General features: G+C 28.6%; 26 protein-coding genes, 1 tRNA gene, 1 rRNA gene and 2 riboswitches. Of the genes, 6 read left to right on the top strand and 22 right to left on the bottom strand.

Going from position 1 to position 26,260, the window contains the following annotated elements; translation table 11 throughout:
• Positions 1–397: 397 nt before the first annotated feature.
• From ACQ3F0_RS24565 to ACQ3F0_RS24515, 11 genes are all read right to left on the bottom strand, one after another.
• Positions 398–874, bottom strand: a complete 477-nt coding sequence (locus ACQ3F0_RS24565; RefSeq protein WP_428868437.1) for a methylated-DNA--[protein]-cysteine S-methyltransferase — start codon at positions 872–874, stop codon at positions 398–400.
• A complete protein-coding gene (locus ACQ3F0_RS24560) occupies positions 874–2,334 on the bottom strand; it encodes a DNA-3-methyladenine glycosylase 2 family protein (protein WP_428868436.1) in 1,461 nt (486 codons plus the stop codon). Before ACQ3F0_RS24560 ends, ACQ3F0_RS24565 begins: the two co-directional genes overlap by 1 nt.
• A 190-nt stretch (positions 2,335–2,524) precedes the next feature.
• Positions 2,525–4,006: a M56 family metallopeptidase gene (locus tag ACQ3F0_RS24555; protein ID WP_428868435.1), complete on the bottom strand. Its 1,482-nt coding sequence runs from the start codon at positions 4,004–4,006 to the stop codon at positions 2,525–2,527.
• Positions 4,007–4,011: 5 nt separating this feature from the next.
• Positions 4,012–4,395 (bottom strand): BlaI/MecI/CopY family transcriptional regulator, encoded by a 384-nt coding sequence (locus ACQ3F0_RS24550; protein WP_428868434.1) that lies wholly within the window; start codon positions 4,393–4,395, stop codon positions 4,012–4,014.
• A gap of 192 nt (positions 4,396–4,587) precedes the next feature.
• Positions 4,588–5,817 (bottom strand): cation:proton antiporter, encoded by a 1,230-nt coding sequence (locus ACQ3F0_RS24545; RefSeq protein ID WP_428868433.1) that lies wholly within the window; start codon positions 5,815–5,817, stop codon positions 4,588–4,590.
• A 149-nt stretch (positions 5,818–5,966) separates the two neighbouring features.
• A riboswitch (Fluoride riboswitch) is annotated at positions 5,967–6,025 on the bottom strand.
• Between the two features lie 48 nt (positions 6,026–6,073).
• Positions 6,074–7,273 carry a hypothetical protein gene (locus ACQ3F0_RS24540; protein WP_428868432.1) on the bottom strand — a complete coding sequence of 400 codons (1,200 nt, stop codon included), beginning with the start codon at positions 7,271–7,273 and terminating at the stop codon, positions 6,074–6,076.
• A gap of 44 nt (positions 7,274–7,317) precedes the next feature.
• Positions 7,318–7,986, bottom strand: a complete 669-nt coding sequence (locus ACQ3F0_RS24535) for a PBECR4 domain-containing protein (protein WP_428868431.1) — start codon at positions 7,984–7,986, stop codon at positions 7,318–7,320.
• A 204-nt stretch (positions 7,987–8,190) separates the two neighbouring features.
• Entirely contained in the window at positions 8,191–9,024 is an 834-nt protein-coding gene (locus tag ACQ3F0_RS24530) for an FAD binding domain-containing protein (RefSeq protein ID WP_428868430.1), read from the bottom strand.
• Positions 9,011–9,487: a (2Fe-2S)-binding protein gene (locus tag ACQ3F0_RS24525; RefSeq protein ID WP_428868429.1), complete on the bottom strand. Its 477-nt coding sequence runs from the start codon at positions 9,485–9,487 to the stop codon at positions 9,011–9,013. The genes ACQ3F0_RS24530 and ACQ3F0_RS24525 overlap by 14 nt, the downstream gene beginning before the upstream one ends.
• A 23-nt stretch (positions 9,488–9,510) precedes the next feature.
• Positions 9,511–11,649, bottom strand: coding sequence for a xanthine dehydrogenase family protein molybdopterin-binding subunit (locus ACQ3F0_RS24520; protein ID WP_428868428.1), 2,139 nt, complete (start codon positions 11,647–11,649; stop codon positions 9,511–9,513).
• A gap of 93 nt (positions 11,650–11,742) precedes the next feature.
• Positions 11,743–11,844: riboswitch (purine riboswitch) on the bottom strand.
• A gap of 31 nt (positions 11,845–11,875) precedes the next feature.
• Positions 11,876–12,226, bottom strand: coding sequence for an arsenate reductase family protein (locus ACQ3F0_RS24515; protein ID WP_428868427.1), 351 nt, complete (start codon positions 12,224–12,226; stop codon positions 11,876–11,878).
• Positions 12,227–12,521: 295 nt separating this feature from the next.
• On the opposite strand from ACQ3F0_RS24515, the gene ACQ3F0_RS24510 reads away from it, so the two are divergent.
• Together ACQ3F0_RS24510 and ACQ3F0_RS24505 are read left to right on the top strand one after the other, a co-directional pair.
• Positions 12,522–12,734 (top strand): helix-turn-helix transcriptional regulator, encoded by a 213-nt coding sequence (locus ACQ3F0_RS24510; RefSeq protein ID WP_428868426.1) that lies wholly within the window; start codon positions 12,522–12,524, stop codon positions 12,732–12,734.
• Positions 12,724–13,128, top strand: coding sequence for a hypothetical protein (locus tag ACQ3F0_RS24505; RefSeq protein WP_428868425.1), 405 nt, complete (start codon positions 12,724–12,726; stop codon positions 13,126–13,128). Before ACQ3F0_RS24510 ends, ACQ3F0_RS24505 begins: the two co-directional genes overlap by 11 nt.
• A 114-nt stretch (positions 13,129–13,242) precedes the next feature.
• Here the strand turns inward: ACQ3F0_RS24505 and ACQ3F0_RS24500 are convergent, their stop codons facing one another.
• Entirely contained in the window at positions 13,243–13,584 is a 342-nt protein-coding gene (locus ACQ3F0_RS24500; RefSeq protein ID WP_428868424.1) for a zinc ribbon domain-containing protein YjdM, read from the bottom strand.
• Between the two features lie 81 nt (positions 13,585–13,665).
• On the bottom strand, positions 13,666–14,004 hold the full coding sequence (locus ACQ3F0_RS24495) for a winged helix-turn-helix transcriptional regulator (RefSeq protein WP_428868423.1): 339 nt from the start codon (positions 14,002–14,004) through the stop codon (positions 13,666–13,668).
• A 274-nt stretch (positions 14,005–14,278) separates the two neighbouring features.
• Between ACQ3F0_RS24495 and ACQ3F0_RS24490 the strand changes: the two genes are divergently transcribed.
• Together ACQ3F0_RS24490 and ACQ3F0_RS24485 are read left to right on the top strand one after the other, a co-directional pair.
• The gene (locus ACQ3F0_RS24490) at positions 14,279–15,205 is read left to right on the top strand and encodes a permease (RefSeq protein WP_428868422.1); all 927 of its coding nucleotides are present in this window, start codon (positions 14,279–14,281) and stop codon (positions 15,203–15,205) included.
• Between the two features lie 20 nt (positions 15,206–15,225).
• Complete coding sequence (locus ACQ3F0_RS24485) at positions 15,226–15,372, top strand: hypothetical protein (protein WP_428868421.1); 147 nt, start codon at positions 15,226–15,228, stop codon at positions 15,370–15,372.
• A 48-nt stretch (positions 15,373–15,420) separates the two neighbouring features.
• Here the strand turns inward: ACQ3F0_RS24485 and ACQ3F0_RS24480 are convergent, their stop codons facing one another.
• The 5 genes from ACQ3F0_RS24480 to ACQ3F0_RS24460 form a co-directional block, all read right to left on the bottom strand.
• Positions 15,421–16,254, bottom strand: a complete 834-nt coding sequence (locus ACQ3F0_RS24480; RefSeq protein WP_428868420.1) for a hypothetical protein — start codon at positions 16,252–16,254, stop codon at positions 15,421–15,423.
• A gap of 35 nt (positions 16,255–16,289) precedes the next feature.
• On the bottom strand, positions 16,290–18,023 hold the full coding sequence (locus ACQ3F0_RS24475) for a sensor domain-containing diguanylate cyclase (protein ID WP_428868419.1): 1,734 nt from the start codon (positions 18,021–18,023) through the stop codon (positions 16,290–16,292).
• A gap of 118 nt (positions 18,024–18,141) precedes the next feature.
• On the bottom strand, positions 18,142–19,230 hold the full coding sequence (locus tag ACQ3F0_RS24470) for a leucine-rich repeat domain-containing protein (protein WP_428868418.1): 1,089 nt from the start codon (positions 19,228–19,230) through the stop codon (positions 18,142–18,144).
• A 33-nt stretch (positions 19,231–19,263) separates the two neighbouring features.
• On the bottom strand, positions 19,264–20,895 hold the full coding sequence (locus ACQ3F0_RS24465) for a hypothetical protein (RefSeq protein ID WP_428868417.1): 1,632 nt from the start codon (positions 20,893–20,895) through the stop codon (positions 19,264–19,266).
• The gene (locus ACQ3F0_RS24460) at positions 20,888–21,598 is read right to left on the bottom strand and encodes an ABC transporter ATP-binding protein (protein ID WP_428868416.1); all 711 of its coding nucleotides are present in this window, start codon (positions 21,596–21,598) and stop codon (positions 20,888–20,890) included. Before ACQ3F0_RS24460 ends, ACQ3F0_RS24465 begins: the two co-directional genes overlap by 8 nt.
• A 247-nt stretch (positions 21,599–21,845) precedes the next feature.
• On the opposite strand from ACQ3F0_RS24460, the gene ACQ3F0_RS24455 reads away from it, so the two are divergent.
• Together ACQ3F0_RS24455 and ACQ3F0_RS24450 are read left to right on the top strand one after the other, a co-directional pair.
• Positions 21,846–22,382, top strand: coding sequence for a sigma-70 family RNA polymerase sigma factor (locus ACQ3F0_RS24455; protein ID WP_428868415.1), 537 nt, complete (start codon positions 21,846–21,848; stop codon positions 22,380–22,382).
• A 14-nt stretch (positions 22,383–22,396) separates the two neighbouring features.
• Entirely contained in the window at positions 22,397–23,311 is a 915-nt protein-coding gene (locus ACQ3F0_RS24450; RefSeq protein WP_428868414.1) for an anti-sigma-V factor rsiV, read from the top strand.
• Between the two features lie 29 nt (positions 23,312–23,340).
• Here the strand turns inward: ACQ3F0_RS24450 and ACQ3F0_RS24445 are convergent, their stop codons facing one another.
• From ACQ3F0_RS24445 to rrf, 4 genes are all read right to left on the bottom strand, one after another.
• A complete protein-coding gene (locus ACQ3F0_RS24445; protein WP_428868413.1) occupies positions 23,341–24,918 on the bottom strand; it encodes an HD domain-containing phosphohydrolase in 1,578 nt (525 codons plus the stop codon).
• 63 nt (positions 24,919–24,981) lie between these two features.
• A complete protein-coding gene (locus tag ACQ3F0_RS24440) occupies positions 24,982–25,791 on the bottom strand; it encodes an XdhC family protein (RefSeq protein WP_428868412.1) in 810 nt (269 codons plus the stop codon).
• A 262-nt stretch (positions 25,792–26,053) separates the two neighbouring features.
• Positions 26,054–26,129: transfer RNA gene (locus ACQ3F0_RS24435), tRNA-Lys, on the bottom strand.
• Positions 26,130–26,134: 5 nt separating this feature from the next.
• A 5S ribosomal RNA gene (rrf, locus tag ACQ3F0_RS24430) occupies positions 26,135–26,251 on the bottom strand.
• Between the last annotated feature and the right edge of the window lie 9 nt (positions 26,252–26,260).

The following is a 26,260-nucleotide window of genomic DNA, read 5'->3' as shown; positions in this document are numbered from 1 at the left end:
AAAAATAATGTTGTAAATTCTTATATTTTATCGAATTAATATTCCTTTTATGTTACTTATGCCTCACTATACCTACAATTCTTTAATTTCAGCTACACTTTCTCAAAAATTATTAGTTTTAAATTTTCTAGCCAAGTATAAGTTTATATTTATTAGATTTGTTTATATTGTGCACAGAATTTATTAATTTATAGCCCTAAGTTGACCTATATCACCATATTATTTAGTAATATTTCTCTAACTATTAAATATTGTGTACTTTGTTGACATGTGCACTTAGTAACCAACCCCTCCTTCTAAAGTTTTTACAATAGATCTATAAGTACTCTACATCCAAAAAAACAAAAAAACTATGAAGTTTACTCTTGATAACTTCATAGTTTTCTCTATTCTATGGTTAAACCAGTGTTTCATGTTTAATTAATTTTTTCTTTATTGTAAGTCCATGAGCAAAACCTGTTAATTTCCCATTTGATCCTACAACCCTATGACAAGGTATAATAAGTGGAATAGGGTTTTTACTATTTGCCATTCCAACAGCCCTTGAAGCTTTTTCATTACCAATTCTAGTTGCTACTTGCTTATAGGTATAAACTTCACCATAAGGAATTTTACATAATTCATTCCATACCTTTTTTTGATAATCTGTACCCTGTGGGTTAAGTTTTACATTAAATGTTTTTCTTTTTCCATTAAAATATTCTTCTATTTCATTGATAATTTCAGTAAAAAAGTCGTCATTTAGAATCCATTCATCTAATATTTCAAAAGTTCTCTTGCCCTCACCAGTGTTTAGATGTAGATTAGTTAATCCTTCCTCATCTCCTACCAATATAATTTCACAAAATCGTGTATTAAATCTTGTGTAATACATTATGTGACCTCCTTTTTACTTTCATAATTCCATAAACACAATGTTGCATAAGCTCTGTATGGACGCCATTTTTCAGCTAATTGTATAATTTCTTTTTGTGTTAGTTTTTTTTCATTTTTTGTTAATGCTTTGATAACCCCCAAGTCTTTTGAAGGAAAACTATCTACCATTCCCATGCCTCTCATGGCAACATAATTAACGGTCCAATCTCCTATACCTTTAATAGATAAAAAATCCTCATAGAACTTATCAAACGTCTGATTAGCTCGAAAACTTACTGCTTTATTGACAATAGCGCTTAAAACATTTTTTATAGTTCCTTGTCGAGTTTTTGTTATACCAATTCCATCAAGTTCTATAGATAAAAGCTCTAAAGGTTTTGGAAAAAAATAATCTAATCCATCAGGATAATTAGACTCACATTTTATCGTTGTTTTCTCTACAATTCTACCAGCTAATGTTGTAGCTGCTTTGATAGTTATTTGTTGACCAAGTATAGCCCTTATAGCAAATTCAAATGTGTCAAAAGCTATTGGTAACCGTGGAACTTGACCCTCATTCATACCTTTTGGCAGTATTTCATCCTTTGCAAACTTTTCATTTATAGTTGAAAAATCTGTATCCAGGTCAAACATCTTTCGAACTTTATTGTAAATTTCCATATAGCATTTTATATCATCACAGTTTATATTTAACTCTAAATATGATTTTTTAGTATTATCAGAAACTATAAAGTATCCCTTTGAACTATTTGTCCTAAATGTTCTACTATAACTATTTTCTGTTACAACTTCTATCCCTTTTATTGCTCTATCTTTCATAAAAGATAATATTTGTTTAAAATTAAATGGCTTCGTATAGTTTAGTAAAAGGGTTGTATTTCCTTGAATATCTTCTTTATTTTTCATTGCTTTTCTTACCATAGTAGGTGTTCCTCCGAAAATTTCTTTAAACACATCGTTAAACTGCCTTACTGAACCAAAACCAGACGCCGATGCAATATCCGTTACAGATAAATCTGAAAAAATCAATAATTTCTTTGAAAAGAGTGATTTATGATACTTTGCAACTTTAATAGGCGGTATCCCTAAATTTTCTACAAATAGTTTTCTTAAATGTCTATCTGATATAAAAAATTCTTTCGCTAAATCACTGATAGAATTATAATTAAGGTATCCCTCGTATATCATGTTAAGTGCTGAGTCCACAATGGATGTACCATCAACATTTCCATTGTAATATTCTACTTTTATGTCAGGTCTACACCTTAAACAAGGTCTCAACCCTTGTTCAAGCGCATCATACATTGTATCAAAATATAGTACATTTTCCTCTTTCGCAATAGGCGATGGACAAGATGGTCTACAAAAAATCCCTGTTGTTTTTACTCCAAAGAAAAACTTTCCATCGAAATTCTTATCTTTCGTTTTTCTAGCAATACTAAATACTTCATTGTACATCGTAGGCTCCTTTTGATTCACTTTTTCATTGAAAACTATATCATTACTCTTAATTGTAATGATATAGTTTTCCAAGATCTTTTACAAGCGGTTTTCGGATATTGCATTCTAAATTAATTTTATATAAATAGAAGTAGCTAGATTTGTATAGCATGAATCTAGCTACTTCTATTTGTATAAAAATTTCACTTTATTTTTTAGTGGCACTCTCAAACATTGTATTTAATTCATCAGAGTAAGGGAAATCATAAGCTACATCCGGAATTTGCAATTGATTATCTGCAGAGTATGCAAAACTAGCTATCAGTTTTTTATTTATAAATGGGTTTGTTTTTTCATAATCTTCATTGTATTCAATTGTTTTATAAAATTCAATTTCATCATTTATTTTATAGTTCCCTTTGTATGAATTTATTACTTTGGCTTTTATTTTATATGTCACATAAATACTATCTTTAGCATCTTGTTGTAATTGATTTGCATCGATGATTTCTAAAGCTACTGTAACATCCGTTCCTTCTATATTGTTTTCAATTAATTCTTTTGGCGGAAGTGATTTATCTATATTTTCAATTTCCTCTATATCTTCAACTTTGCTCCCTACTATAGCGTTAGTTTTTCCATTGTTATTTGAAGTTGGTGCAGCTATTGCACTACACCCTACTAAAACTATTATTGCAAATCCTAAAATAGTTAATTCACAACCCTTTTTGTTAAATTTTTTAATCATGATAATCCTCCTTTTTACTTCTCTTTTATTTTCTAATAAATTTGCAGTTAAATGAATAAATTTAGGCTTTGATAAATACTCTAAAAGATCAAGAATGACCTTTCCATAAGGAATATACTCTTCTTCATTCAAATTATTTAGTACTAATGCATCACATGCCAATTCCATGTCATTTCTCATTTCATAAAATGCAATCCAAATAAGTGGATTAAACCAATGTATTAATTGAAAGCTTAAAACAACCCAATTCATGAATAAATCTTTACGTTTCAAATGAGAAAGCTCATGAAGTATGATATATTCTAGTTGTTTATCATTAAAATTGTAAACAATCTCTCTTGGTAAAATGATTTTTGGATGAACTACTCCAAATAATATTGGTACATTAAAAGCATCTGTCTTTAGCATTTTTACTTCTTTATTTATTTTCATTTTATCTTTACATTTACTTAGACTATTTAATTTTGTTTTTTCTAATATTTCTTCCCCTTTCTTTGCTAATTTATATAAAGATAAATTTTTATATAAAATATATAATCCAATTACTAATGTCCCAGTTACCCATATGTAAAAAATCAAATTTAAATTTTCTTTTTTATTTACTAAATTAGACTTATTCGGAGAACTTAAATTCTCAATATTTGTCAAAAAAAATGTATCTTTTGTTTTATCTTTTTCTGTTAATGAACTATTTTGTAACATAATTTGATTTTGCTGAAAATACTTAGGGATATTATATATACTTATACGACTCTCTGGCATATGAGGAATTATTAGGGAAATAAATAATAGATACCATATAACATATTGAAATTTAATATTAAATTTCTTCTTAAGAACAAATTTAATTGTAAATATAATTACTATTAATATACTAGTTCTTAAAGAAACTTTTATAATAATATCTATTAGATTATTCAAAATCCCTATAAAATTATTCATATTTATTATTCCTCTTTATTTTCTAATATTTTTTTTAGTTCATCTATTTCATTACTTGATAATTTGGTGTCTTTCAAAAAACTAACGAGCATTGTATTTATTGACCCATTAAATATTTTTTTAATAAAAGATTGAGTTTCTACCATCCTATAATCTTCTTCTTTTGTTATAGGATAATAAATATAATATTTACCTTGTTTTTCATAATCAATTACATTCTTTTTGAGAAGTCTATTAAGCATTGTTTTAACCGTTTTATCATTCCAATTAAATCTGGGATCAATTTTTTCAATCACCTCATGTGCCATAATTCTTTTGTACTCCCATATAATTTTCATAATTTCATATTCAGCATCAGAAATTTTGGGCATTTGTTCTGTTTTTTTCATAGAATCACCTCATAATAAAATATTTTCACAGTTCAAGATTACATAAGTAATCTTGAACTTATATTACACTTGTAATCTTAAAATGTCAATAGTAATTTTTCTAAATAAAATTATTAGACAAAAAAGATTTAAATTATAGACTACTTTTATACAAATAGTCTATAATTTAAATCTACGAATAATTGAATTGAATTATTGTACACTACATTGAACTCTTCCCTCTTCTTCATCAATTGTTAATAATCTTTCACCAGATATTCTTACTCCTAATGCTCCTAAAGGTGCAGTTATTATAATTGCAAGAACTGCTATTGCTAATATTATTTCTCCTGACTTCACTCCTGCTGCCAAAGGAACAGCACCTATTGCAGCTTGAACAGTAGCCTTTGGTACATATGCTATTACACAAAAAAGCTTCTCTTTTACGGTAAAATCAGTTCCAGCTACAGAAATTAAAACCCCAATACTTCTAGCAATTAAGCCAACAAATATTATTACTATTCCAATAAGTCCAGAATCTAATGCCACATGAATATTTACTTGAGCTCCCACTAATACAAATAATAATAATTCAGCAAAAACCCATACTTTATTGAACTTAGCTGATAATCTATTTCCAACTACAGGATATTTCTCTAATAATACAAATCCCACTGTCATAACACCTAAAAGGCTCGCAAATGGTACTTCCCATCCAGTACCTGGTACTTTAACATTACCCTCTAATGCTGTCATAACAATAGCTATACCTACCAATATCAACGTCTTCTTAGTATCTCTTATTCTATATTTCTTAAATAGATAAACCATAGCTAATCCCACTAAAGCTCCAAGTGCAATTCCCAAAATTATTGATACTGGAATTTCAAATATTTTTAGTGGTATATTTACATTTTCACCACCATATAATCCTAAAAATGTTGAGAATAAAGTAATTGCAAATACATCATCTATAGATGCCCCAGCTAATATTAGAGTTGGAATACCTTTATTGTGTCCAAGTCGTCTATCAATAAAGTTTAGCATTTGAGGCACTATAACTGCTGGAGATACAGCTGCAATAATAAATCCAAGCATTCCAGCTTCAACCTTACTAATTCCTAAAAGATAACTACTAACAATTAAAATTGTAAATCCTTCAAATAATCCTGGAATACAACTCATTTTTATTGCTGTTGTTCCTACCTTATTAAGAGTTTCTCTTTTTATACCTAAACCAGCACGAAGCAATATAACTATTAAAGCTATTTTCCTTAAGTCTGCAGATATATCTAAAACATCCTTATTCATATAATTCAATCCATATGGCCCAATAATTATTCCTAAAATCAACATACCTAAAAGCCCTGGAAGTTTCAATTTTTCAAAAACTTTATTAAATAGTAACCCAAATAAAATAATTACACTCAATGTTAATGCCATTTTATATTTCTCCTCACTAAATTGTTTTAATTGTATAAATCTATTGTTTACATATCACCTATTCCTATAGATATTACTTTAGATAGTTTTACTCTTTTCTCTCCTTTCTATATTTTTAAGCAACAAAAAAACTCCTGCACATAAATATATTATATACAGGAGTCATTAGCATTTAGCAGTTATGGCGAACTCCATCGCCTATTACGTTTTGTTCATAATAACATACTTTTATATAATTTGCAAATTAAAAACTAAACTATATCTGAGTTAAAATATAAATAAAAAACATCCCTATTATTAAATTTATAAAACAACTTATCAATGCAAATTTCTTATATATACCTTTTTTGAATAAATTCATTAATGAACATATAACTGATATTATCCATGATCCCAGGCAAATAAAAACTGCATACTGTCCTATAATTAATACTAAGAGAATAGCAACTACAGATATTCCTGATGAAATAATTGCAATAGTACCTAGCACTGATTTATTTAAAATTATCTTCTCATATTCGATTATTTCGAATAATCTCTCTGTACTTCCATTAATTACTTCACTATCATACATTCCAAAGATAAATTTAGAATTCTTAAGACTTCTAATTATTGTCTGATTTTTATTATCTTTGCTAATCCTTAGAATATCAACATCTAAACAATATGTATTGTTATTAATTATTTCTAACTTATTATCTTTGTAAAACAAATGTGTCGTAGCTTGTCCTTTATATATACTTTCAAGTAAATTTATTACTGGTTTCAGTATTACTAGTATTGCTAAAGACAATAAAATATAACCACCTGTTTTTCCATTCTCTGAATTTATTAATATTAGTCCAAAAAATAAATTAACAAATATCAATATAATTGTTTTAAAATTTCTATAATCTATAGACATTTGGCGCAATAAATCTTTAATTACACTACTCTTAATTGAAAGAATATAATTTTTATCTTCAATTATTTTTACATCATTTGAAATTACTCTGTTAGTCTTAGAAGACAATATTTTCTCCTGAAGATTTTGTATAAATTCAGTGATATTTCCTTCTACAATATATTTTTTAGGCAAATATAAGGATTTCAACCTGCACTTTTTAGATACAACTACTTTTGTACTGTCTCTTTTCTCTTGGACTTTTATTAAATATTTATAGGGTATAATTACTGCCCCATCATATGTAATTATTTCTAAACCATAATTAATTAATTTTAATACAACTCTAATTTCTTCTTTTAATAGTACTACTTTTATAATTCTGTTAAATAAAACTACAAAATATATACCTCCTGTATATATTAATAAAATACCAATTTTAAAACTACTAGATACTATACTCATTCCAATTATTAAGATAATAGTAAAAATTAGAAAAAATATAGCATTTGATCCTTCAATTAGCATTTCTCTAGTACGTTGACCCTTTGATTTACTTATAATTAGTTCCATAAAATTATTCCTTTCTATTTTGCATATAAAAAAAGATAATGAGTTTATTCCACCCCATCATCTTTTGTAGCAGCAACTTCATCTAAACTATCCATCATTGATTTATTAATAATTAAAACTTTATTTACTTTATATTCAGCTTGTCCTTCTAAAAATTTTTCTTTTCCCTCAATTAATAAAGTTCTAGGAAACAATATTTCCTCATAATCTGCTTTAATTTCTCTAGGTATATCTACTCCTAAATGAACATATGTATTTTCTATAAATTCTGTAATTAAGTATTTTGATTTAACATTAGTTGAAGGTACAACTAAATTAGGATTGAATCTAATAACTGAAGGGTTTTGCATAATACTATATACCATAGTCATATATCTCATTCTTTTTTTTGCGTCTTTAAAATTTGATTTTTTCTTTGACTTGTCCATTTTTTTAATCTGGTTCTTTTCCCATGTACCACTTTTTATATTGTTAAAAATCTCTAATGCACCATATCGATTTGATACACACTTATCTATACCTGATAAATGTGCAAAGTTTCCTATATTAAAACTCACAGCTAACTGATATTTATTCCCAAAATCATCTGAACAAAAATACACAAATTTATTGCTACAAAGGCTAGATATATAATATTCTGCCAATATACTTAAACTAAACTCATCAAATTTGGGTACTTTTTCCAACTTAGTTAAGTCATACGAATTATACATTTTAAAAACCTCGTATAAAAAAAAGACATTGATTAACAATGTCTGGATGACAATCTGATTGTTACCGTCAGATCCGGTGCTGCGTAGATTTTAGCGACCCCTACGCGGGTATGCAAAGCCATCCTTATCTGCACAACTTAATTAAAAGCTCAATTACATTATACCACTTTTATTTTACCATGCAATACCAAATTATAATATTATTTAAAATAAAATTTCACTCAATCCTTCATAAAGTAAGTTAGCACTCATTTCTTTTCTATATTCAGCTGTTGCTCTTATATCAGTTATAGGATTGATATTTTCTTTTATAGATTGGATATAATCCCAAAGTTTTTGTTTTGTCAAATTTCTTTGTTCTAATTCTTCTATTCTCTTATAAATTACTGTAGGTCCAACAGAACCAAAAGCAACCTCAACATTTTCAAATCCTTTATCTTTACATTTCACCTTAGCCGCTACCCCTACAATAGAAATAGCTAATGCATTACGTGAGCCTAACTTAGTATAAAATCCTTTTTCTTCCTTCATTTTTGGAACAATAATTTCTTCTATCATTTCATTTTCTTTTAACACAGTTTTTCCAGGTCCAGTGAAAAAATCTCTGATAGGAACAGTTCTTTCTCCATCTATGCTTATGATTTTCAAACTTGCACCTAATACTGATAAAACTGGAAGTGTATCTCCTGCAGGTGACGCAGTACCAATATTCCCCCCAATAGTTCCTCTATTTCTAATTTGTGGAGAACCTACAATTTTACATGCATCTCTTAGTATAGTAATATGTTTATTAACTAAAGATGATTCAACCAATTCTTCATGAGTCACCAAAGATCCAATCCTTACACTGTCTTCATCTTCTTTAATATGCTTCAGTTCTTTTACTTTTAAAATATTACAAATAAAATCATATGGAATGGCTTTTTCTTTATATTTTACAACTAAATCTGTACCTCCAGCCAAAAGTCTTCCATTCCCTTTATGTTCTTCTAAAAACTCAAGTACTCTTGAAATTTCAGTAGGATTATAAATCTTCATCATTAATCCTCCTTGCAGCTTCTTCAACAGCATCTATAATTTTTGTATAACCAGTACAACGACATAAATTTCCAGAAAGTCCTTCACGAATTTCTTCTTTAGAAGGGTTATCATTCTTCATTAATAAAGCTTTTGAAGATACAACCATTCCTGGGGTACAAAATCCACACTGTACTGCTCCTTCGTCAATAAAAGCTTCTTGTATATGTTTTGATTCTAGATCATCATTTAATCCCTCTATAGTAATGACTTCTTGCCCTTCTACTTGAGGCACAAGTATGATACAAGAATTCACCGCTTTTCCGTTTAATAAAACCGTACAAGCGCCACATTCGCCTTTTCCACAACCTTCTTTTGTCCCGATTAATCCTAAATCTTCTCTAAGAATTTCTAGCAAAGTTGTTGTATCCGAGGATTCCACAGTAATATTTTTTCCATTCACTTTAAAGCTATATTTATTCATTTAACGGTCCCTCCTCTATTTTCTTAGATTTTATTATGCTTCCTTGCAATATAGTCTTCGAGGACGCCTTTTTCTCTTAACTGTTTTACAATTGATTCTCTTGATATCGGAAGCTCATTAATACAAAGATCCCATTTATCAACCAGTCCACCAGTTATTGCAGGAGCTATTGCAACTGTTCCTACCTCTGCAGCTCCCTTTGCTCCATATGGTCCACTTTCTTCATAAGCATCAACAGTAAGACTTTCTATTGGGCATACATCCATGGTAGTAGGAATTAAATATGTTGATAAATTTTTCTGCAACAATTGTCCATTCCTAAACTGCATATTTTCCATTAGTGCATATCCTACACCCTGTCCAATTCCCCCTTGAATTTGTCCTGCTAAGCCAGAAGGATTAATAATTTTACCAGCTTCTGTTGCTGCAACAATATCAAGTAATTTTATTTCTCCTGTTAATGGGTTTACTTGCATCTTTACTGCATTTGCTAAAAATGTATACATCACATGAGGAAGTCCTATTCCAATATCTCTTTTACTAGACTCTGGGAATACTGCTTCTCCTACTGCATAGTCTTCTTGATTCTCATTTAAATTCTTCGCTGCCTCAATTATAGCTTTTCCAATTATATAAGTAGTTCTTGATGCCGCAACAGAACCGCAATCAAATGTTTTTTTAGTATCTGCATATACAACATCAATCATATCTGTAGGCACTCCTAGTGCTTCTGCTGATAATTGAACATAAGTTGTTATACTCCCTTGTCCTATTTCTACTGTTCCAATCGAAACAAGATATCTTTCACCTTTTTTCTCGATTTTAACCTTCGCGCCATCATATATGCCTGCACCCATACCGCAACTTAAAAAGCCTGCTGCAATACCATAAACTATATTTTCGTCTTTGTTTTCTGCTCTTTGTTTCCATAAGTGAGATTCTTTTATTTTTTCTAAAGCTTCCTTAATTCCTACTGAATGCTTCATTATTTGTCCAAAAGGACCTTCCTTACCTGTTTCTAAAGCATTCTTTATTCTAATATCAATAGAATCTATTCCCAATATCTTAGCAGCTCTATTTATAAGTGTCTCTGTTGCAAACAATACCTGTGGAGCACCAAATCCACGCATAGCACTTGCAGGTGGTTTATTTGTAAATGATAAATATCCATCAAGCTTTATATTTTCTATTTCATAAGGTCCTGCAAAATGCTCTGTTCCGAGTCCTAATACTGCAGGCCCTAGAGCTGTATAAGCTCCTGTATCAAAATAAACCTTTCCTTTAAAAGCTTTAATCTTTCCATCTTCTGAGAATCCCATTTTTATATAAACTTTTGCTGGATGTCTTTTATAGGATGTTGCTAAAGATTCTTCTCTACTAAAAATAAGTTTTGCTGGTCTTCCTGTTTTTAAAGTAGCTAACGCTAAATAGATTTGTACAGTGTTTCCATCTTTTCCGCCAAATCCGCCTCCTGTAATAAGTCCTTTAACCCTAACCTTTTCTAAAGGGATTCCTAATGTATGACTTATTTCTCTTCTATCATGAAATGCGTTTTGCGTTCCTACAAGAACAGTTAGATTTTCTTCTTCATCCATATAAGAAATACCTGCTTCTGTCTCCATATACATATGATCAATCATAGGAACTTTAAAAACTTCTTCTAATACCAGTTTGGATTCACGAAATCCTTTATCAATATCCCTATTCTCAAAATGAAGATCCCCTGCTAGATTTCCATTAGGATGAAGATTTGGAGTTTTAGAATCCAAAGCATCTTCTGGGTCTTCTACTATAGGCAGAGATTCATATTGAATTTTTATTTTTTCTGCTGCAGCTACAGCCAATGCTTTTGTTGGTGCTGCAACCATTGCAACTGGCTCTCCATAAAACCTTACCTTTTTATCACAAAATACTGGTTGATCTTTTATTATATTTCCATACGAGTTTTCTGTTACATCCTTAGCAGTAAAAACATAAACGTCTTCTATATTATCTGCTGCAGATATATCAATGTCTTTTATAAGCGCATGAGCTTCAGTAGCTCTTACCATTTTTAAATACAACATATTTGGCATACAAAAATCACTAGGGTATTTTGTTTTTCCGGTTACTTTTTCCCATCCATCTACCCTTGGAATAGATTTTCCAATTATTGATTTCATCTAAACACCTTCCCATTTATTTTAAAAAAATAGAAACCTCATCATGTGAGATTTCTAGATTTTTTTATATATTAAACTAAAAATTAACTACAAAAAACTAAACTTCCACACCATAGGAGGATAATTTACGGCTATCCAGTAGAGACTCTCGATCCATATTACCGAGATTATATAGGAGAATTTCCAATATTCAATTGTCATAGGAATAATATTATCATATCATTCATCAAACTTCAACAATTGTCCATTCTTTTTCCTTAAAACCTACTAATACAAAATCTTCACCAACTACTATAGGTCTTTTTACCATCATTCCATCTGAAGCTAGTACTTCAAAAATTTCCTCTTCAGTCATATTAGGAATTTTGTCTTTCATTCCTGATTCTCTATAAGCTTTTCCACTTGTATTGAAAAATCTCTTTATAGGATATCCAGACAGCTTATACCAAACTTTTAATTCTTCTTTTGTAGGATTATTTTCTACTATATGTCTATCTTCATATTGAATTCCTTTATCATCTAACCATTTCTTAGCTTTCTTACAAGTTGAACATTTAGGATATTGTATAAATAGCATTTCATTATCACCTTCCTATTAAATCTATTGTTTACATTCTCTAATGAATTAATTTATTGAGACTTGTTCAAATACTAATTATCTACATAAAGTATACCAATACTTTAATCTATATATCAATAAAAATATAAAAATTGAATATTTACCATTCTTAGGTTTTAAGTTGACAAAATTTCCATAAAATGATAACATGAAGTAAACTTCATGTGAAGTTTACTTCATGTTATCTTCAAATACAAATTCTATAAAGGAGGTTTGTTAACTGTCAAAAAAATATTTTATGGTGGGTGAATAAATGAAAAACCGCATAAAGGAATTTAGAATTAATGCTAATATGACACAACAGCAATTAGCTGATCTAGTCTCAGTTTCATCTAGAACCATTATTTCTTTGGAAAAAGGGCAATACAATCCATCTGTGCTTTTAGCCTATAACATAGCACAAGTATTTCATGTTAGTATTGAAAATTTGTTTATTTTTAAGGAGGAGAATAAAAATGAAGAATAAAAAATTTGCAACTTTAATAACAATAATTATTGGTATTTTTACGATAATATATAGTTGGATACATTATGGAACGTTTAGCTTTATATTTGGTGGATTAGGTATTGCTTTAATTGGAATATCTATAGAAATATATTTAAAAGAAAGTAAAGATTCAACTACCCAAAATGGAAAAAGCAGAAATATAATAGATATGCATGATGAACGTACAATTTTTATAAATGCTAAATCAGGAGAACTAGTAAATTATATAATGGATTTTTGTACAATTATTGCACTTATAATAGCAAAGTTATTAAATATATCACTGGTAGGAATGATAATTATTCTTTCACTAATTTTAATTAGACTTCTTATAAATCCTATTATAAGAAATTATTATGAAAATCACGTTTAATTAGCCTTAAAATTTAAACTACCATGTACTATAGTTCTTTAACTAATCATGGTAGTTTAAAAACAAACTGTTCTTACTTCTAAATAACTGGATTACTTAGCTTATTATTATATACTATGCCTTTTTAACAAATTCAGATTTTAATTTCATAGCCCCAAAACCCTCAATTTTACAATCAATATCATGATCTCCATCAACCAAACGTATATTTTTCACTTTAGTACCTTTTTTTATTGATGAAGAGCTTCCTTTTACTTTAAGATCTTTTATTACTGTTACAGTATCACCATCAGTTAATATATTTCCATTTGCATCTTTAAAAACTTTATCATCTTCACTATTTTCTGTTTCTGATGCTAAAGTCCACTCATAAGCGCATTCTGGACAAACTAATAAGTTTCCATCTTCATAAGTGTATTCTGAATTACATTTCGGACAATTTGGTAAATCATTCATAATTTCATTTCCTCCATTTGTTATAAATTCCGATATATATATTATCATAATCTTATAATATTGACAAACCTTCAGTATTTCTTATTTTTTCCTTTCGTATCCCCAAGCACACATCAAGTCTAGAATTGGTACCAATGATAGACCTTCTTTAGTAATTGAATACTCCACTTTTGGTGGAATAGTTTTATAATCTTTCCTCTTAATGAAACCATCACCTACTAATTCCTTCAATTGTTGACTTAGCATTTTATTAGTGACTTTAGGTATAAATCGTCTGATTTCACCATACCTTTTTGTACCATTTTTCGCTAGAAGCCAAAGTATTAAAGGCTTCCATTTTCCTCCCATTTTTGAAAGTGTATACTCAATACCGCATTCTTCACTACTCAAAACATTAATAATTTCAAATTTTTTATCCATTTCTCACCCTCCTAATTCCACGAGTTATAGCACTTTATAGTAACCTTTTAGATACTAGTTACAAAAAAGTGCATACTTACTTAATATCCTATTTATATACTATAATAACCTTGTAGGAAAAATAAATCAAATTTCGCAGTAAAATATCTATATAGAGATTCCAGTTCAACTATTAATTTATACATGTACCATAACTCACTGATGCCCGAGATTTTGGAACATGTATAAATTAAGTTTCACAATGGATTCCCTATAATTAACGAGGTGAAATAAAATGTTCAATGTAAACAATCTAACTATTGCTTGGGATTTTTTCAAGCTAATCTTCACAGAATTAATCCTTCTATTTATTATTATCAGCTTTATCGTTGCGTTGCTCCAACGATATATTTCAAAAGATACTATCAAAAAAGTGTTGACCAAACCCCATAAGCGTTTGCAAAATATCATTGGTGCGGCTTTAGGAGCAGTAACACCATTCTGTTCTTGCTCGACAATTCCAATTTTAGTTGGCTTATTTAAAAGTGGTGCACCATTTGGAGGAACGATATCATTCCTTATCGCTTCGCCAGTACTAAATCCGATGATCATTGTGCTATTTCTAAAGTTCTTCGGCCTAAAGGCAACCGGGATATATTTTGTATTCACTTTCATATTTGCAACATTTATAGGTTATGTTTTAGAAAAACTTGGCATGGAAGATCAAATTAAAAATGTGACTATTCAAGGAGAGGGCCATGATGAAATAACTTTTGACAAGATTGAAGGTACAAAAGCTGAACGTCATAAAGCAGTTTTTAAATATGCTACAAAAGATACCTTTAGCTTATTTGTAAAAGTTATTCCATTCTTAATATTTGGTGCAGGTGTTGGTGCATTTATATATGGTTTTGTTCCACAAGAGTTTATTGTGAAATACGCAGGACCATCTAATTTCTTCGCAGTTCCTACAGCAGCTATCATTGGTGTTCCTATGTATGTAAGAACAGAAACAATGATTCCTATTGCAAAAGCTTTAAATGCTTCTGGTATGAGTATGGGTGCTATTATTGCTTTGGTAATAGGTGGTGCTGGAGCTAGTATTCCTGAAGTAACATTACTAAATACAATTTTCAAGAAGAAAATGGTTTTTGCATTCGTTCTTTCAGTGTTTAGTGTTGCTACATTAACAGGAATCGCTTTTAATCTTATCTTTAGTTAATATTAGAAAGGGGAATAACAATGAGTGAAAAGAAAAAAGGTTTATTCGGTGGATTATTTAAAACTAGTGCAGGATGCAATTGTGGCGTCCAAATCGTAGAAGAAAAAGAAGAAAAACCTCAAAAGAAGAAAGACAAGACTACTTCAGATAACAAAAACAAAAAATAATCTATAGAAAAGCCAAGGATCTCAGTACTGAATCCCTTGGCTTTTATTTTATTCCCAATACCCTGAATTGTCATATATAATCACACAATCGTTATAAATTTTACATGTCCCATCATACTTAATGGATTTATTATCTTTTGTATCTGTAACATAGACAAACTCGAAATAATTGTCCTCTTCATCTTCAATCCATTGATTAGTAATTAAATATCTATCATTTATTAAACCATCAAACCATATATTTTTAAGATTTTGAAAGTTCAAATTATAATCACAATTATACAATCCTTTTATCATAATATTGTCTTCTAATTCAATTTTTTCATATATTTCATCACCATAAAACAATCTCCCTACAATCTTTTTATGGTCAATTTCCTTTACAACTATTGGTTCAAAATTCTCTTTATTTACTTTATATATCTTTTCCATTTGAGTTTGAAAATCTTTTTCCCTATAATATATATTTTCCTTATCCATTGCTAGATATCTTACCCATCCATTTAAATATCTTTTACTAATTTCTTTAAATGGAATATTTCGATTTCCTGATTTAATAGCCTCTGTAAAATCTTTAACACTAATCAAATATAGTGCCTCTATATCCGTAATTAAATCTTTATTTATCTTATTTTCTTGTATTGCATCATAAATAACTAGTTCATATTCATAATCATGCATATAAGCCTCATTAAAAATCAAATACTCTTCATTTTTATGTGAAAATGTTGGAAGGCAGTCAATTAAGCCATGTACTACTGCAAGCCCATTTACTATCTTTAAATCTTCTATCAAATATATTTTATCTTCTTCCAAATCGCACAAATAAAGAAAATGATAATAGCCTTTTTCTTTGTATTCTGCGTATTCCTTTGTATTCATTTCATCTATTTCATATTATGATGTTCCTCCACGTTCTAACTTAAATTATTTAGCTCTACTCTATTTCGTCCTGATGTTTTAGCTTTATATAAAGCCTCATCTGTTAATTTAATAATTGTGTTTATATCGCCTTTAGAAAACTGATTCATTGTACAAACACCTATACTAACTGTAACATAATCAGCAATCTCTGAAGATTTATGAGGAATATTGGAATCTTCTATTCCTTTTCTAATCCTTTCTGCTAAAGTTAAAGCAGTCTTTTCATCTGTATTTTTTAAGATAGCAAGAAATTCTTCTCCACCATATCTTGCTACAAAATCGATTTCTTTTCTTAACATGTCTTTTATAGTTCTAGCAACTATTTTCAAACAATCATCACCAACAGGGTGTCCATAAGTATCATTGTAATTTTTGAAGTAGTCAATATCCATTAGTAAAAGAGACAATGGTTCTTCATTATTTATTGATTCATTCCATACTTGTTCTAAATATTCATCCATTTTCCTTCTATTAGGTATTCCTGTAAGACCATCTAAATTTGATAATTTTTCTAGTTGCCTAGTTCTTTCTTGAACTTTATTTTCTAAATTAATATTACTTTCCTCTAACCTACAATTCGATATTCTTAGCTCTTCCATATAATTTTTAATTTTAAAAACCATATCATTAAATATCTTTGTAAGTTCGCCTATTTCATCATTTCTATTGTTTTCAATTTTTATATCAAACTGTCCACCGATAACTTTTTCCATAGCTGTGATAAGATTCTTAATAGGAATAAGAATAATCTTACTATAAATAAGTGCAATAATAGCTGCCAAAATGAATACAAAAATAAAAACTATAAATAAACGTTCTTTCAATTCGTCTATAGGTTTAGTAATTTCATCAATATAACCCCCACTGCAAAGGTACCAATCCATAGGTTCATAATATTTATATATTACTATTTTATCTCTATAATCTTCATCCTCTGGGTTTTTCCATGGATATATAATATCACCATTTTTCTTTTTTATAATCTCATGTACAAAGTAGTTCCCTTCTGAATCAACATAATTATAAATACTCTTTCCTTCTTGTTTGGGATGTATAATCAAGTTTCCTAAAGAATTCATAACATACATATATCCGGTTTTTCCAATTTTAACTGAAAGTATATTCTCTTCAAAGTCATGTGTATTAACAAGTTTTATAAATTCTGACTTATAGGATGAAACAGAAATAATATAGTCCCAAGGTTCAAAATATGTCATATACAGTACTTTTTCTTGTTCCTTTTGGTCTTCAGGATTTTTCCATAAATATTCTATGTAACCATCCTTTTTTTCAATTTGCTTTTTTATAAAATCATAACTGGATATATCTTCTCCCTTTAATACAGGGTGTTCTCTCAAAATTCCTGTAGAATCTACAATATAAATATATCCTGTTTCTGCAATTTTTTGATTGGAAAAAATAGTTAAGATAGCCTTCTTGGCTTCTAACTCCGATAGTTCCCCAGCTACAAATTTTTCATAATAGAGTTCAACTATATTTTTATTCTTCTCTGCAATACCTCTAAGATGATTTTTAATAGATGCATTAACAGACGAATCGATTAGATTATATGTTGAATCAGTCAAAGTCTGAAGATTATTCATCACCAGATAGTTATTTTGGTCTGATGCGACTTTATAGCTAATAACCCCAGTTAATACTGTGCAAATAATTACCAAGGACATGAGTAAAATTACTATTTGTTTTGAAAAACCTAATTTCTTCATTTGTGCACCTCGTTTCTATTGCTATGTAAATATATTATACACTAAAATTTGAAAATTCTAATATTAAGGTGAAGATTAATTCTAAACCTTTAGATAATTTATATTCCTAAATAAATTCTTAATCATTTTTATACAATATCTTATCTATATAAGTCTCTTCTCTAACTGATATTTTAAAATCCGTTTCTTTCTGAAGCTTGTCAACATCACCAAATTCACTCTTACATAACTCTAATTCTTCTAGAGATTTTAATTCCTTAATCTTATCAATATTTTTTACTTCTGTATGGTTAAGCTCTAATCTTTTTAGATTTGATAAATATTGTATCCCATCCAAACTTCCAATTGCACAACCACCTAAACTTAACTTTTCAAGTTCTTTTAATTCCTTCGTAAAGGATAAATCTTTGCATTTCACTTCATTTAATTCTAATTCTTTCAATCCCGAAAAATTCTTTATCGAATATCCATTATTAATTTTAACATGTGAAAGCCTTAATATATCTAAAGATTCTAAACCACTAATTTTTTCTAATCTATATGAATTTTCTTCATATATATATAGTTCTTTTAAATTATTTAACATGCCTATAGCTTCTAAATTTTTAACTCCTCTACAATCAACCTCTAATTTTTCTAAATTATAACAGTATTCTATACCTTCTAGATCATAGACATTGTTGTCTCCCCATATGTGTAGTCTCCTTATCTTCTTTAAATTATCTAAAGTTAGGTCTTCTACTGAAATATCATTTTCTATTTTAATCATTTCTTTTATACGCTTCTCAAGTACTCTATCCTTTATCAATTCATTTTTTCTTAAATGCGTACTTATAGTAATAGTTAATGGAATCAGAAGCATAACCGATAGTATCTTTATCCATTTATATTTTGCTCTGACCTTAAATAAATAATAAGAAATGAGCATTACAAAACAAATGCCTAACATAATCTCAGCTCTTGCAAATATACATAGTTTGAACGAAAATATAGCATATAATATTATAATACCTATGATAAATATAAGATCTTTTCTAATTAGCTTTTTAAAAAAAAGCAATTGACAACCATATATGCCCCAATATAAAAACATTAAAAAGTGAACATTATTCATAACATGAAATGGATATAATATTAGTGTTATTAAAAGTGCGACTAAATATATTAATATAATTTTATTGTAATCTTGTTTTGATTTCTCCCCCATTGATTCTCTCTCCTTTTTTCAATGAATTACCCACTACTTCAATCTAAAAGTCTTAGGGGCTAATTTATAAGTTAAATATAGTGCAATCATCATGTACACAAATGTAACCCCAATTACTCCATACGCAAAATATAATGATGTGGTTTTTATTTTAATGCTTATATAACTTAGAAAATAAACTGCTCCATTGATAAACTTAAATAATGGACTTTTAACTTCCATATTCTTTGTATATGGTTGAAGGACATAGTACATAAACAGGTAGTGAATTGAAAAAAAGCAAGATAAACAAATTATGCATAAGAATATTGGTATAGTTCCTATTATTAGATTTCTAGCTCCACTGATTAGCAACACTAAACACAACGCTATACATAGAACAAATGCAGGTATCAAATTGAAAAATACAATTCTTCTTAACCTATATGTAAAATTGGTTAAAATAACTTTTCCTTCACGATAAAACGCATACCCTAATAAACTTACATCACAATTATGAAACATAGCCCTACAAACTCTTTCAGTAGTGGACATCAAGTACATTATAAATACCCACGCCGGAGCACCATTATGGATTACTACAGTTAATTTTTCTTTACTTTGTGGAAAAAATAATGCTGCTGTCACACAAGCTATAAATCCAATCCCAATTATTATAACCCTTGTTCTTATTGGTCTAGAAATTATTCTTTTATGTCTCAAAAAGAACAAAGCATTCAAATATTCATAACCTTGTTTATCCTTATAAATCTCTTTGTCTAGGCTTTCCTTGCTTATTTTATCTTCATCAACTTTTACATCAGAGAATTTTGCATCCTTCATAATATCATCAAAAGAAGTAATACTATCCATAGTAAGAAATTTTTTTGCTATAGCCTTATATTTTCTATATCTAAATAAATATATTAGTGCCATTGTTCCTGCAATAACTGAAATGCTTTCAAACATCAAATTAAATAATAAACTATCAAATTTTATTGTCCATCCAAAAGAAGGTAACGCATATGCGAATATAAGTGCTGCAATTACTATTATAGAAATGATTAATGAATTATCATCAAAACTCTTGTCCTTTAAACCTTTTACTTTCTTTTCGTATATAAATACATAGAGCCACTCTCCTATAAATTTAAAAGCTGTAAGCTCTAATATAGTAACTGCTGCTTTTCCTGCTGATAGTCCAATAAAATTTCCAATAATCACTAACGGTAAAGTAAACCATATAAAATTCATTATTCTATTAATTAATAATTCAAAGAGATAAAACTCTTTAGCATCAGCTCTCATTAAAACTATCATATCATAAGCTTTTTTATTTTGTTTATCAAAAATTATTGGTTTGCTCAAAGTTCCAATAATAAAACTTAAAAAGAAAAATATATGTAAGAATTCTGGTAATAAGTTAATATCCTTTAATAAATAATGATTTATAAGAAATGAAGGTAGTAAAATCATTAACCCTAGATACAAAGCTTTCTTTAAGAACCCTCCTATTATACTGAATATCTCACTTATAATTCCTAAAACAATTTTTATATTGGTCTCTTTATATAAATTATCAGATATAACCTTTCCCAATAAGGGTACTCTTTTTAAAAAATAAATAAATGTATTCCCTCCTGTTGCAAAAGAAACTTTAAAGGATGCTAAAAACGTATTAATCATTTCTTTCCTCCTTTAAAATATCCATAATTTCATCTTCAAACTCTGGACTCTTCATTACTTCATGATCCAATAGTTCCAAAACTCCATCATTAAGAACAACTATCTCATCACATAAATCAGTTGCTAGCTGAAGTATATGAGTAGAAAATATTATAATATGTTCACTTTTTATTTCTTTTAGCAAATTTTTAATTTGAAGTGCCACAACCACATCAAAAGAAGTCAATGGCTCATCCAATAAAATAATGGCAGGTCTTGTAATTATAATACACAGCATTTGAATTTTATTCTTCATTCCATGTGAATATCCCTTAATTAAACGATATCTATCTTTTTCATCAATTTTTATAATGTCGAAATACTCATCAATAGAAAGCAAATCTTCTATTCTATCTTTATTTATATCAATAAAAAACTTAACAAATTCATGTCCTGTTAAAAACTCAGGTAGTATAGGCGAAGAATATACATATCCTACTCTGGAATAATCTAATGGACTATCCTCTTTATTCTCCTCAGATAAAATAACGTTACCTCCCTCATATTCTATATCTCCTCCAATACAATTGAAAAGAGTAGTCTTTCCTGCTCCATTACGCCCTAGAAGTCCATAAATTTTACCCTTTTCAAAAGTAAACGATGCTTTCTTTAACACTTTTTTATCTCCAAATCTTTTGTCAATTTCTTGTAATGTTAATCTCATATTTTTACTCCCCCAGTTTTTTATAATTATAAGTTTTCAGTTTTTCATACCTTTAGCAAATGAAAGATTTTAATTGAGCATTTTCAATTGTGTTTTAACCATTATACATTATATATATATATTACCAATTTACTAGCCATTTTGGATAACAAAAATGTTACAAGTTTTTTTAAGTCAAAATACTACTTTGTTCGTATTATTTTGTATAATCGATTATGAGTAATAAATAAAGGAGGTAATAAACGATATGGAAGATAAGAAGTTGCAGCGAGATGTACATAGTCGCATTCCTAAAACCTATGACTTTTTAATAAATAAATATAGTAAGTTACTTTGGGTTATAGCTTCAGGTATTCTTAAAAATACTGGTAGCATAGAAGATATTGAAGACTGCGTTGCAGAAAGCTTTGCATATTTATGGGAATACCCTGAGAAATACGATGAAGGAAGAGGTAGTATTAAATCTTATTTATGTATTGTTACAAAAAGTAAAGCAATAGATAAGGTAAGAAAAATAAATAAAACACCTCTTCTCCCTTATGATGATGCCTTAATTACAGAAACTGATGACATTGAAGACGCATTATTTAAAAAGCAAATGATTGATGAGATTTATAACTTTGCAAAAAAACTTAAAAAACCAGATAGTGAAATTTTTCTACTTAGATATTTTTATCAATTAAAACCAAGGGAAATTGCTCTCAAATTAAATATTTCAGCTAAAGAAGTAAGTAATAAACTTTATAATAGCCGAAAATCTTTATTAACTAGAATAAAAATTTAAAAAGGAGAATGTTTATGAAAAAATATGATAACTTTATTTCTGAACTAGGCGAAAAAAAATTAGATATGCTTTCAAGTGAACTTCCAGAGTTCACAGATAAAAATTTAGCTAATATAAAAAATAAATTCAAAGAGAAAACTCTACCAAAAAGAAAAAATTCAAAAAAAATAATTAAAAGAGTTCTTGCAAGTGCAGCTTGTATATGTGCAATATTCGTAAGTCTAGTTAATGTAAATAAAGTATTTGCCGCAAATTTACTTGATATACCTGTGATTAGTAATATAGTAAATCTTGTAACATTTGATAAAATGGCACTTTATGATGAGTATAGACATATAAGTATAGAAATTCCATCCATTGAAGGACTAGAAGACACAAATGTTCAAGAGGAAATAAACCAAATTTTAAAAAAACGAGCCATAACTGTTTATGATAAGGCATTTGAAAACTCTGAAAAAATAAAAAAAGAGTCTCAGGAAGCAGGTTTTTTAACTTCTATACCCGAAACAATAGAGCAGAATTTTAAACTGATTAGAAATAGTGATGATCTATTATCTTTTATGGTTATTACAACAGAAATTGCAGCAAGCGCATCAGAAACAGGATACTATTATAATGTAGATTTGAAAAACAGTAAATTGCTTACTTTAGAAGATTTATTCAATAAAAATTATGATTATATAAATGTTATAAATAATGAAATCATATTACAAATGAATGAAAAAAACAAGAAAGAAGATGCAGCCTTTTTTATAGATTATTTTAAAACTATAGATAATAATGCAAATTTTTATATTAATGAAGATGGCAATCTCGTAATAGTTTTTAATGAATATGAGATAGCAGCAGGTTATATGGGAATGCCAGAATTTATAATTGATACTTCTACTTTCGGAGATAACATCTCTGAACTAGGATATCTTAAATAATAAAACTATTCCAAGGATAATTGATAAAATTATCCTTGGGTATTCGTATCACATTCTATTTTTTTTATCTCCTCATAAAAAACATCAACAAGTTTTTTATTAAACATTTTTCCTGACTCGTTCAAAATAATCTTCATTGCATCTTTACATGTCATTGCCTTACGATAGGACCTATCCGAAGTTAGTGCATCATATACATCAGCAATGGATATAATTTGAGCTATTAGTGGAATATTCTCTCCCTCTAATCCTTGTGGGTAGCCTTTACCATCATACCGTTCATGATGGTATTTAATTGCTTCACTGATACCTTTAAATTCGTCAATTTTATTTACCAAAATGCTCCCTTTGTCAGGATGTTTTTTAATAAGTTCATATTCTTCATCTGTTAATGAGCCTGGCTTATTTAAAATATGTGTTGGTATAGAAATCTTTCCGATGTCATGAAGTTTTGCAGCCAATTCTAAATTTTTTAAATCCTTATAGCCAATAGCTTTTCCAATAATCAGAGCATATTTTGACACAGAAATACTATGCTGATAAGTATAGGAATCATTCATTTCTACAGTATTCACTATAAGTTCTATTGTTTCATAGTATTTATGGTTAATTGTTTTTATTTGTTCTTCAATTATTTCCATATTGCTCTCAATATTTTTAGACATATTATTTACCGAATTAACCAAACGATCTAGTTCAGGCATAGTCTTAGATTTAAGTTTCTTTATATGTTTTTTGTAGTTACCATTTGATATCTCTTCAACTCCATCAATAACTAAAATAATTGTATTAACAATCTTTTTTAGGTTAATTAGTAAAACTATCATTGCAATAATTAATATTACTGCAATCACTGCTATGTTCTGATTTTCGTTTTCTTTAAAAATATAGTTAAAGGTAGGGGTACTTATGGTAATGTTTATATAATCTTTACTCTGGTTAAATTCAATTGGATAACTCATTGAAATTTCTTTATAATCATTTGATATTATCGAGTCTGTAAGTGGTTCTTTTGTAATAGATATGGCAGAAGCTTCATTTTTGCCAAAAACATTTTTGAGTTCTTCCAATTGTTGTTCATCTATCTTTCTAGCAATAATATAACACCCCGTAGGATTTTTATAATCATTCTCTAAAAAGGGACTTGCAATAATTAATATTGGTATTTCATTAATCCAAACAATTTCACTACTCAATTTATCATTATATAATGCATCTGTAAAACTCTTTGTCATAGTCACTTGCTTTTCATAATCTTCCCCATTAGTTTGAGTAAAAGTTCTATCTTCGGAGATTATATAAATAAAGTCTATATTATATGACTTATCGTCTACAATATACTTAGTTGCGTTTTCAGTCAACCACTCAGAATCTTTTTTATTGAGAGCAACAATTGCATCAGTCCATACTGAATGAGATATAAGTAAACTTTCTAAATCTTTATAAACAGTATTGATATAATAGTCCACTTGATCTTCTTTTGTGTCATTATAATGTGCTAAAAGTGACTTCCATGATATATTATTAATAGTTAATGTTCCTATACTTACTACTAAAATTGCTGTAAAAACTATTCCGAAAATAAAATATTTCATGTTTCTATACATATCAATAACACCTCAGCTATTTCATATCTGCAGAGTCTTTTATCTAAATAACTAACTTTTATATCAAAATTCAACCTTCTTAATCTCTCTCATATGATTTAAAGATCCATTATTCTTAATTAAAAGAATTTCACTTAGTATCCCAAAAGCTATTTCTTCTGGTGTTCCCGATGTGATATTTAGCCCAATAGGAGCATAAACTTTTTTCAAATCATCTTTTGATACTCCTTCTTCCAAAAGCTTATTCATAACATGTGTATTTTTATTTCTACTTCCTATCATTCCTATATAAGCTGCTCGCCTTGAAACTACAGCTTTTAATGCATTCTTGTCTTGTTTATGGCCTTTTGTTACAATGACTATATAAGTATTATTATCAATCTCATAGTTTAAAAGAATTTCCCCTATATTTCCTTGTAAAACTTCATCTGCTTCTTTAAATTTAATCTCGTTTGCAAATTCCTCTCTATCATCAATAACCACAGTATTAAAACCAAGAATTTTACCTAATTTATAAAGATTTTCTCCTATATGCCCTCCACCAACTATTAAAAGTTTAGGCTTTGCACTAAATATCTTTATAAATCCTTTGACTGATCCTCCACATTGCATACCTAATTCGCCTTTTTCATTTAATACATGTTCGAATTGGCTATCCTTTCCTCTCTTTATACACTCTTTAGCTTCATTTATTACTTCATACTCTACCTTACCGCCACCTACTGATCCTAAAATTCTACCATCCTGCCAAACCGCCATCATTGAACCACTTTTTCTTGGAGCAGACCCAAATGCCTCTGTAACAGTTACCATTGCAACTCTTTGTCCATTTTTCACACTTTCATAAATCTGTTTTAAAATTTTTTCATCCATATTTTCACCTACATTTCATTTTATATATTACTAAATCACATAGAAAATTTACAGAAACGTCTCATTAACTTAAAGTTTAATACTAATAAATACAAATATCATAGTTGCATTAATTATAATTTTCTGCAAAATTTTTACTAGCTAACTTTTACTTTAGCAAAAAAGACTGACTTTTTCAACTATTTAATGAACTCTAATATACTATTAAAAATTTATAATTTAAATACAAATAAAAAACAGCATCTCAAATGAGATGCTGTTTTGGTGATCCACCGGGGAATCGAACCCCGGACAACTTGATTAAAAGTCAAGTGCTCTACCGACTGAGCTAGTGAATCATGTTACCTGGCAACGTCCTACTCTCCCACACAGTCTCCCGTGCAGTACCATCAGCGTGTTGAAGCTTAACCTTCGTGTTCGGAATGGGAACGGGTGTTACCTTCAAGCTATAATCACCAGATATATAGTT

The sequence above is a fragment of the Clostridium sediminicola genome (assembly GCF_050402865.1).
Lineage (GTDB): Bacteria > Bacillota > Clostridia > Clostridiales > Clostridiaceae > Clostridium_AF > Clostridium_AF sediminicola.
The sequence above is the reverse complement of the archived record's forward strand: the minus strand, read 5'-3'. Positions and strand labels throughout refer to the sequence as shown.

Excerpts from the sequence above, each read along its gene's own strand:
- ACQ3F0_RS24470 (WP_428868418.1), bottom strand. The coding sequence starts at position 19,230 with ATGGGGGAGAAATCAAAACAAGATTACAATAAAATTATATTAATATAT.
- ACQ3F0_RS24545 (WP_428868433.1), bottom strand. The coding sequence starts at position 5,817 with ATGGCATTAACATTGAGTGTAATTATTTTATTTGGGTTACTATTTAAT.
- ACQ3F0_RS24465 (WP_428868417.1), bottom strand. The coding sequence starts at position 20,895 with ATGATTAATACGTTTTTAGCATCCTTTAAAGTTTCTTTTGCAACAGGA.
- ACQ3F0_RS24450 (WP_428868414.1), top strand. The coding sequence starts at position 22,397 with ATGAAAAAATATGATAACTTTATTTCTGAACTAGGCGAAAAAAAATTA.
- ACQ3F0_RS24555 (WP_428868435.1), bottom strand. The coding sequence starts at position 4,006 with ATGAATAATTTTATAGGGATTTTGAATAATCTAATAGATATTATTATA.
- ACQ3F0_RS24440 (WP_428868412.1), bottom strand. The coding sequence starts at position 25,791 with ATGGATGAAAAAATTTTAAAACAGATTTATGAAAGTGTGAAAAATGGA.
- ACQ3F0_RS24515 (WP_428868427.1), bottom strand. The coding sequence starts at position 12,226 with ATGCTATTTATACAATATCCTAAATGTTCAACTTGTAAGAAAGCTAAG.
- ACQ3F0_RS24510 (WP_428868426.1), top strand. The coding sequence starts at position 12,522 with ATGAAAAACCGCATAAAGGAATTTAGAATTAATGCTAATATGACACAA.
- ACQ3F0_RS24565 (WP_428868437.1), bottom strand. The coding sequence starts at position 874 with ATGTATTACACAAGATTTAATACACGATTTTGTGAAATTATATTGGTA.
- ACQ3F0_RS24445 (WP_428868413.1), bottom strand. The coding sequence starts at position 24,918 with ATGTATAGAAACATGAAATATTTTATTTTCGGAATAGTTTTTACAGCA.
- ACQ3F0_RS24530 (WP_428868430.1), bottom strand. The coding sequence starts at position 9,024 with ATGAAGATTTATAATCCTACTGAAATTTCAAGAGTACTTGAGTTTTTA.
- ACQ3F0_RS24475 (WP_428868419.1), bottom strand. The coding sequence starts at position 18,023 with ATGAAGAAATTAGGTTTTTCAAAACAAATAGTAATTTTACTCATGTCC.
- ACQ3F0_RS24490 (WP_428868422.1), top strand. The coding sequence starts at position 14,279 with ATGTTCAATGTAAACAATCTAACTATTGCTTGGGATTTTTTCAAGCTA.
- ACQ3F0_RS24455 (WP_428868415.1), top strand. The coding sequence starts at position 21,846 with ATGGAAGATAAGAAGTTGCAGCGAGATGTACATAGTCGCATTCCTAAA.
- ACQ3F0_RS24550 (WP_428868434.1), bottom strand. The coding sequence starts at position 4,395 with ATGAAAAAAACAGAACAAATGCCCAAAATTTCTGATGCTGAATATGAA.
- ACQ3F0_RS24520 (WP_428868428.1), bottom strand. The coding sequence starts at position 11,649 with ATGAAATCAATAATTGGAAAATCTATTCCAAGGGTAGATGGATGGGAA.
- ACQ3F0_RS24505 (WP_428868425.1), top strand. The coding sequence starts at position 12,724 with ATGAAGAATAAAAAATTTGCAACTTTAATAACAATAATTATTGGTATT.
- ACQ3F0_RS24540 (WP_428868432.1), bottom strand. The coding sequence starts at position 7,273 with ATGGAACTAATTATAAGTAAATCAAAGGGTCAACGTACTAGAGAAATG.
- ACQ3F0_RS24480 (WP_428868420.1), bottom strand. The coding sequence starts at position 16,254 with ATGAATACAAAGGAATACGCAGAATACAAAGAAAAAGGCTATTATCAT.
- ACQ3F0_RS24525 (WP_428868429.1), bottom strand. The coding sequence starts at position 9,487 with ATGAATAAATATAGCTTTAAAGTGAATGGAAAAAATATTACTGTGGAA.
- ACQ3F0_RS24500 (WP_428868424.1), bottom strand. The coding sequence starts at position 13,584 with ATGAATGATTTACCAAATTGTCCGAAATGTAATTCAGAATACACTTAT.
- ACQ3F0_RS24460 (WP_428868416.1), bottom strand. The coding sequence starts at position 21,598 with ATGAGATTAACATTACAAGAAATTGACAAAAGATTTGGAGATAAAAAA.
- ACQ3F0_RS24535 (WP_428868431.1), bottom strand. The coding sequence starts at position 7,986 with ATGTATAATTCGTATGACTTAACTAAGTTGGAAAAAGTACCCAAATTT.
- ACQ3F0_RS24495 (WP_428868423.1), bottom strand. The coding sequence starts at position 14,004 with ATGGATAAAAAATTTGAAATTATTAATGTTTTGAGTAGTGAAGAATGC.
- ACQ3F0_RS24485 (WP_428868421.1), top strand. The coding sequence starts at position 15,226 with ATGAGTGAAAAGAAAAAAGGTTTATTCGGTGGATTATTTAAAACTAGT.
- ACQ3F0_RS24560 (WP_428868436.1), bottom strand. The coding sequence starts at position 2,334 with ATGTACAATGAAGTATTTAGTATTGCTAGAAAAACGAAAGATAAGAAT.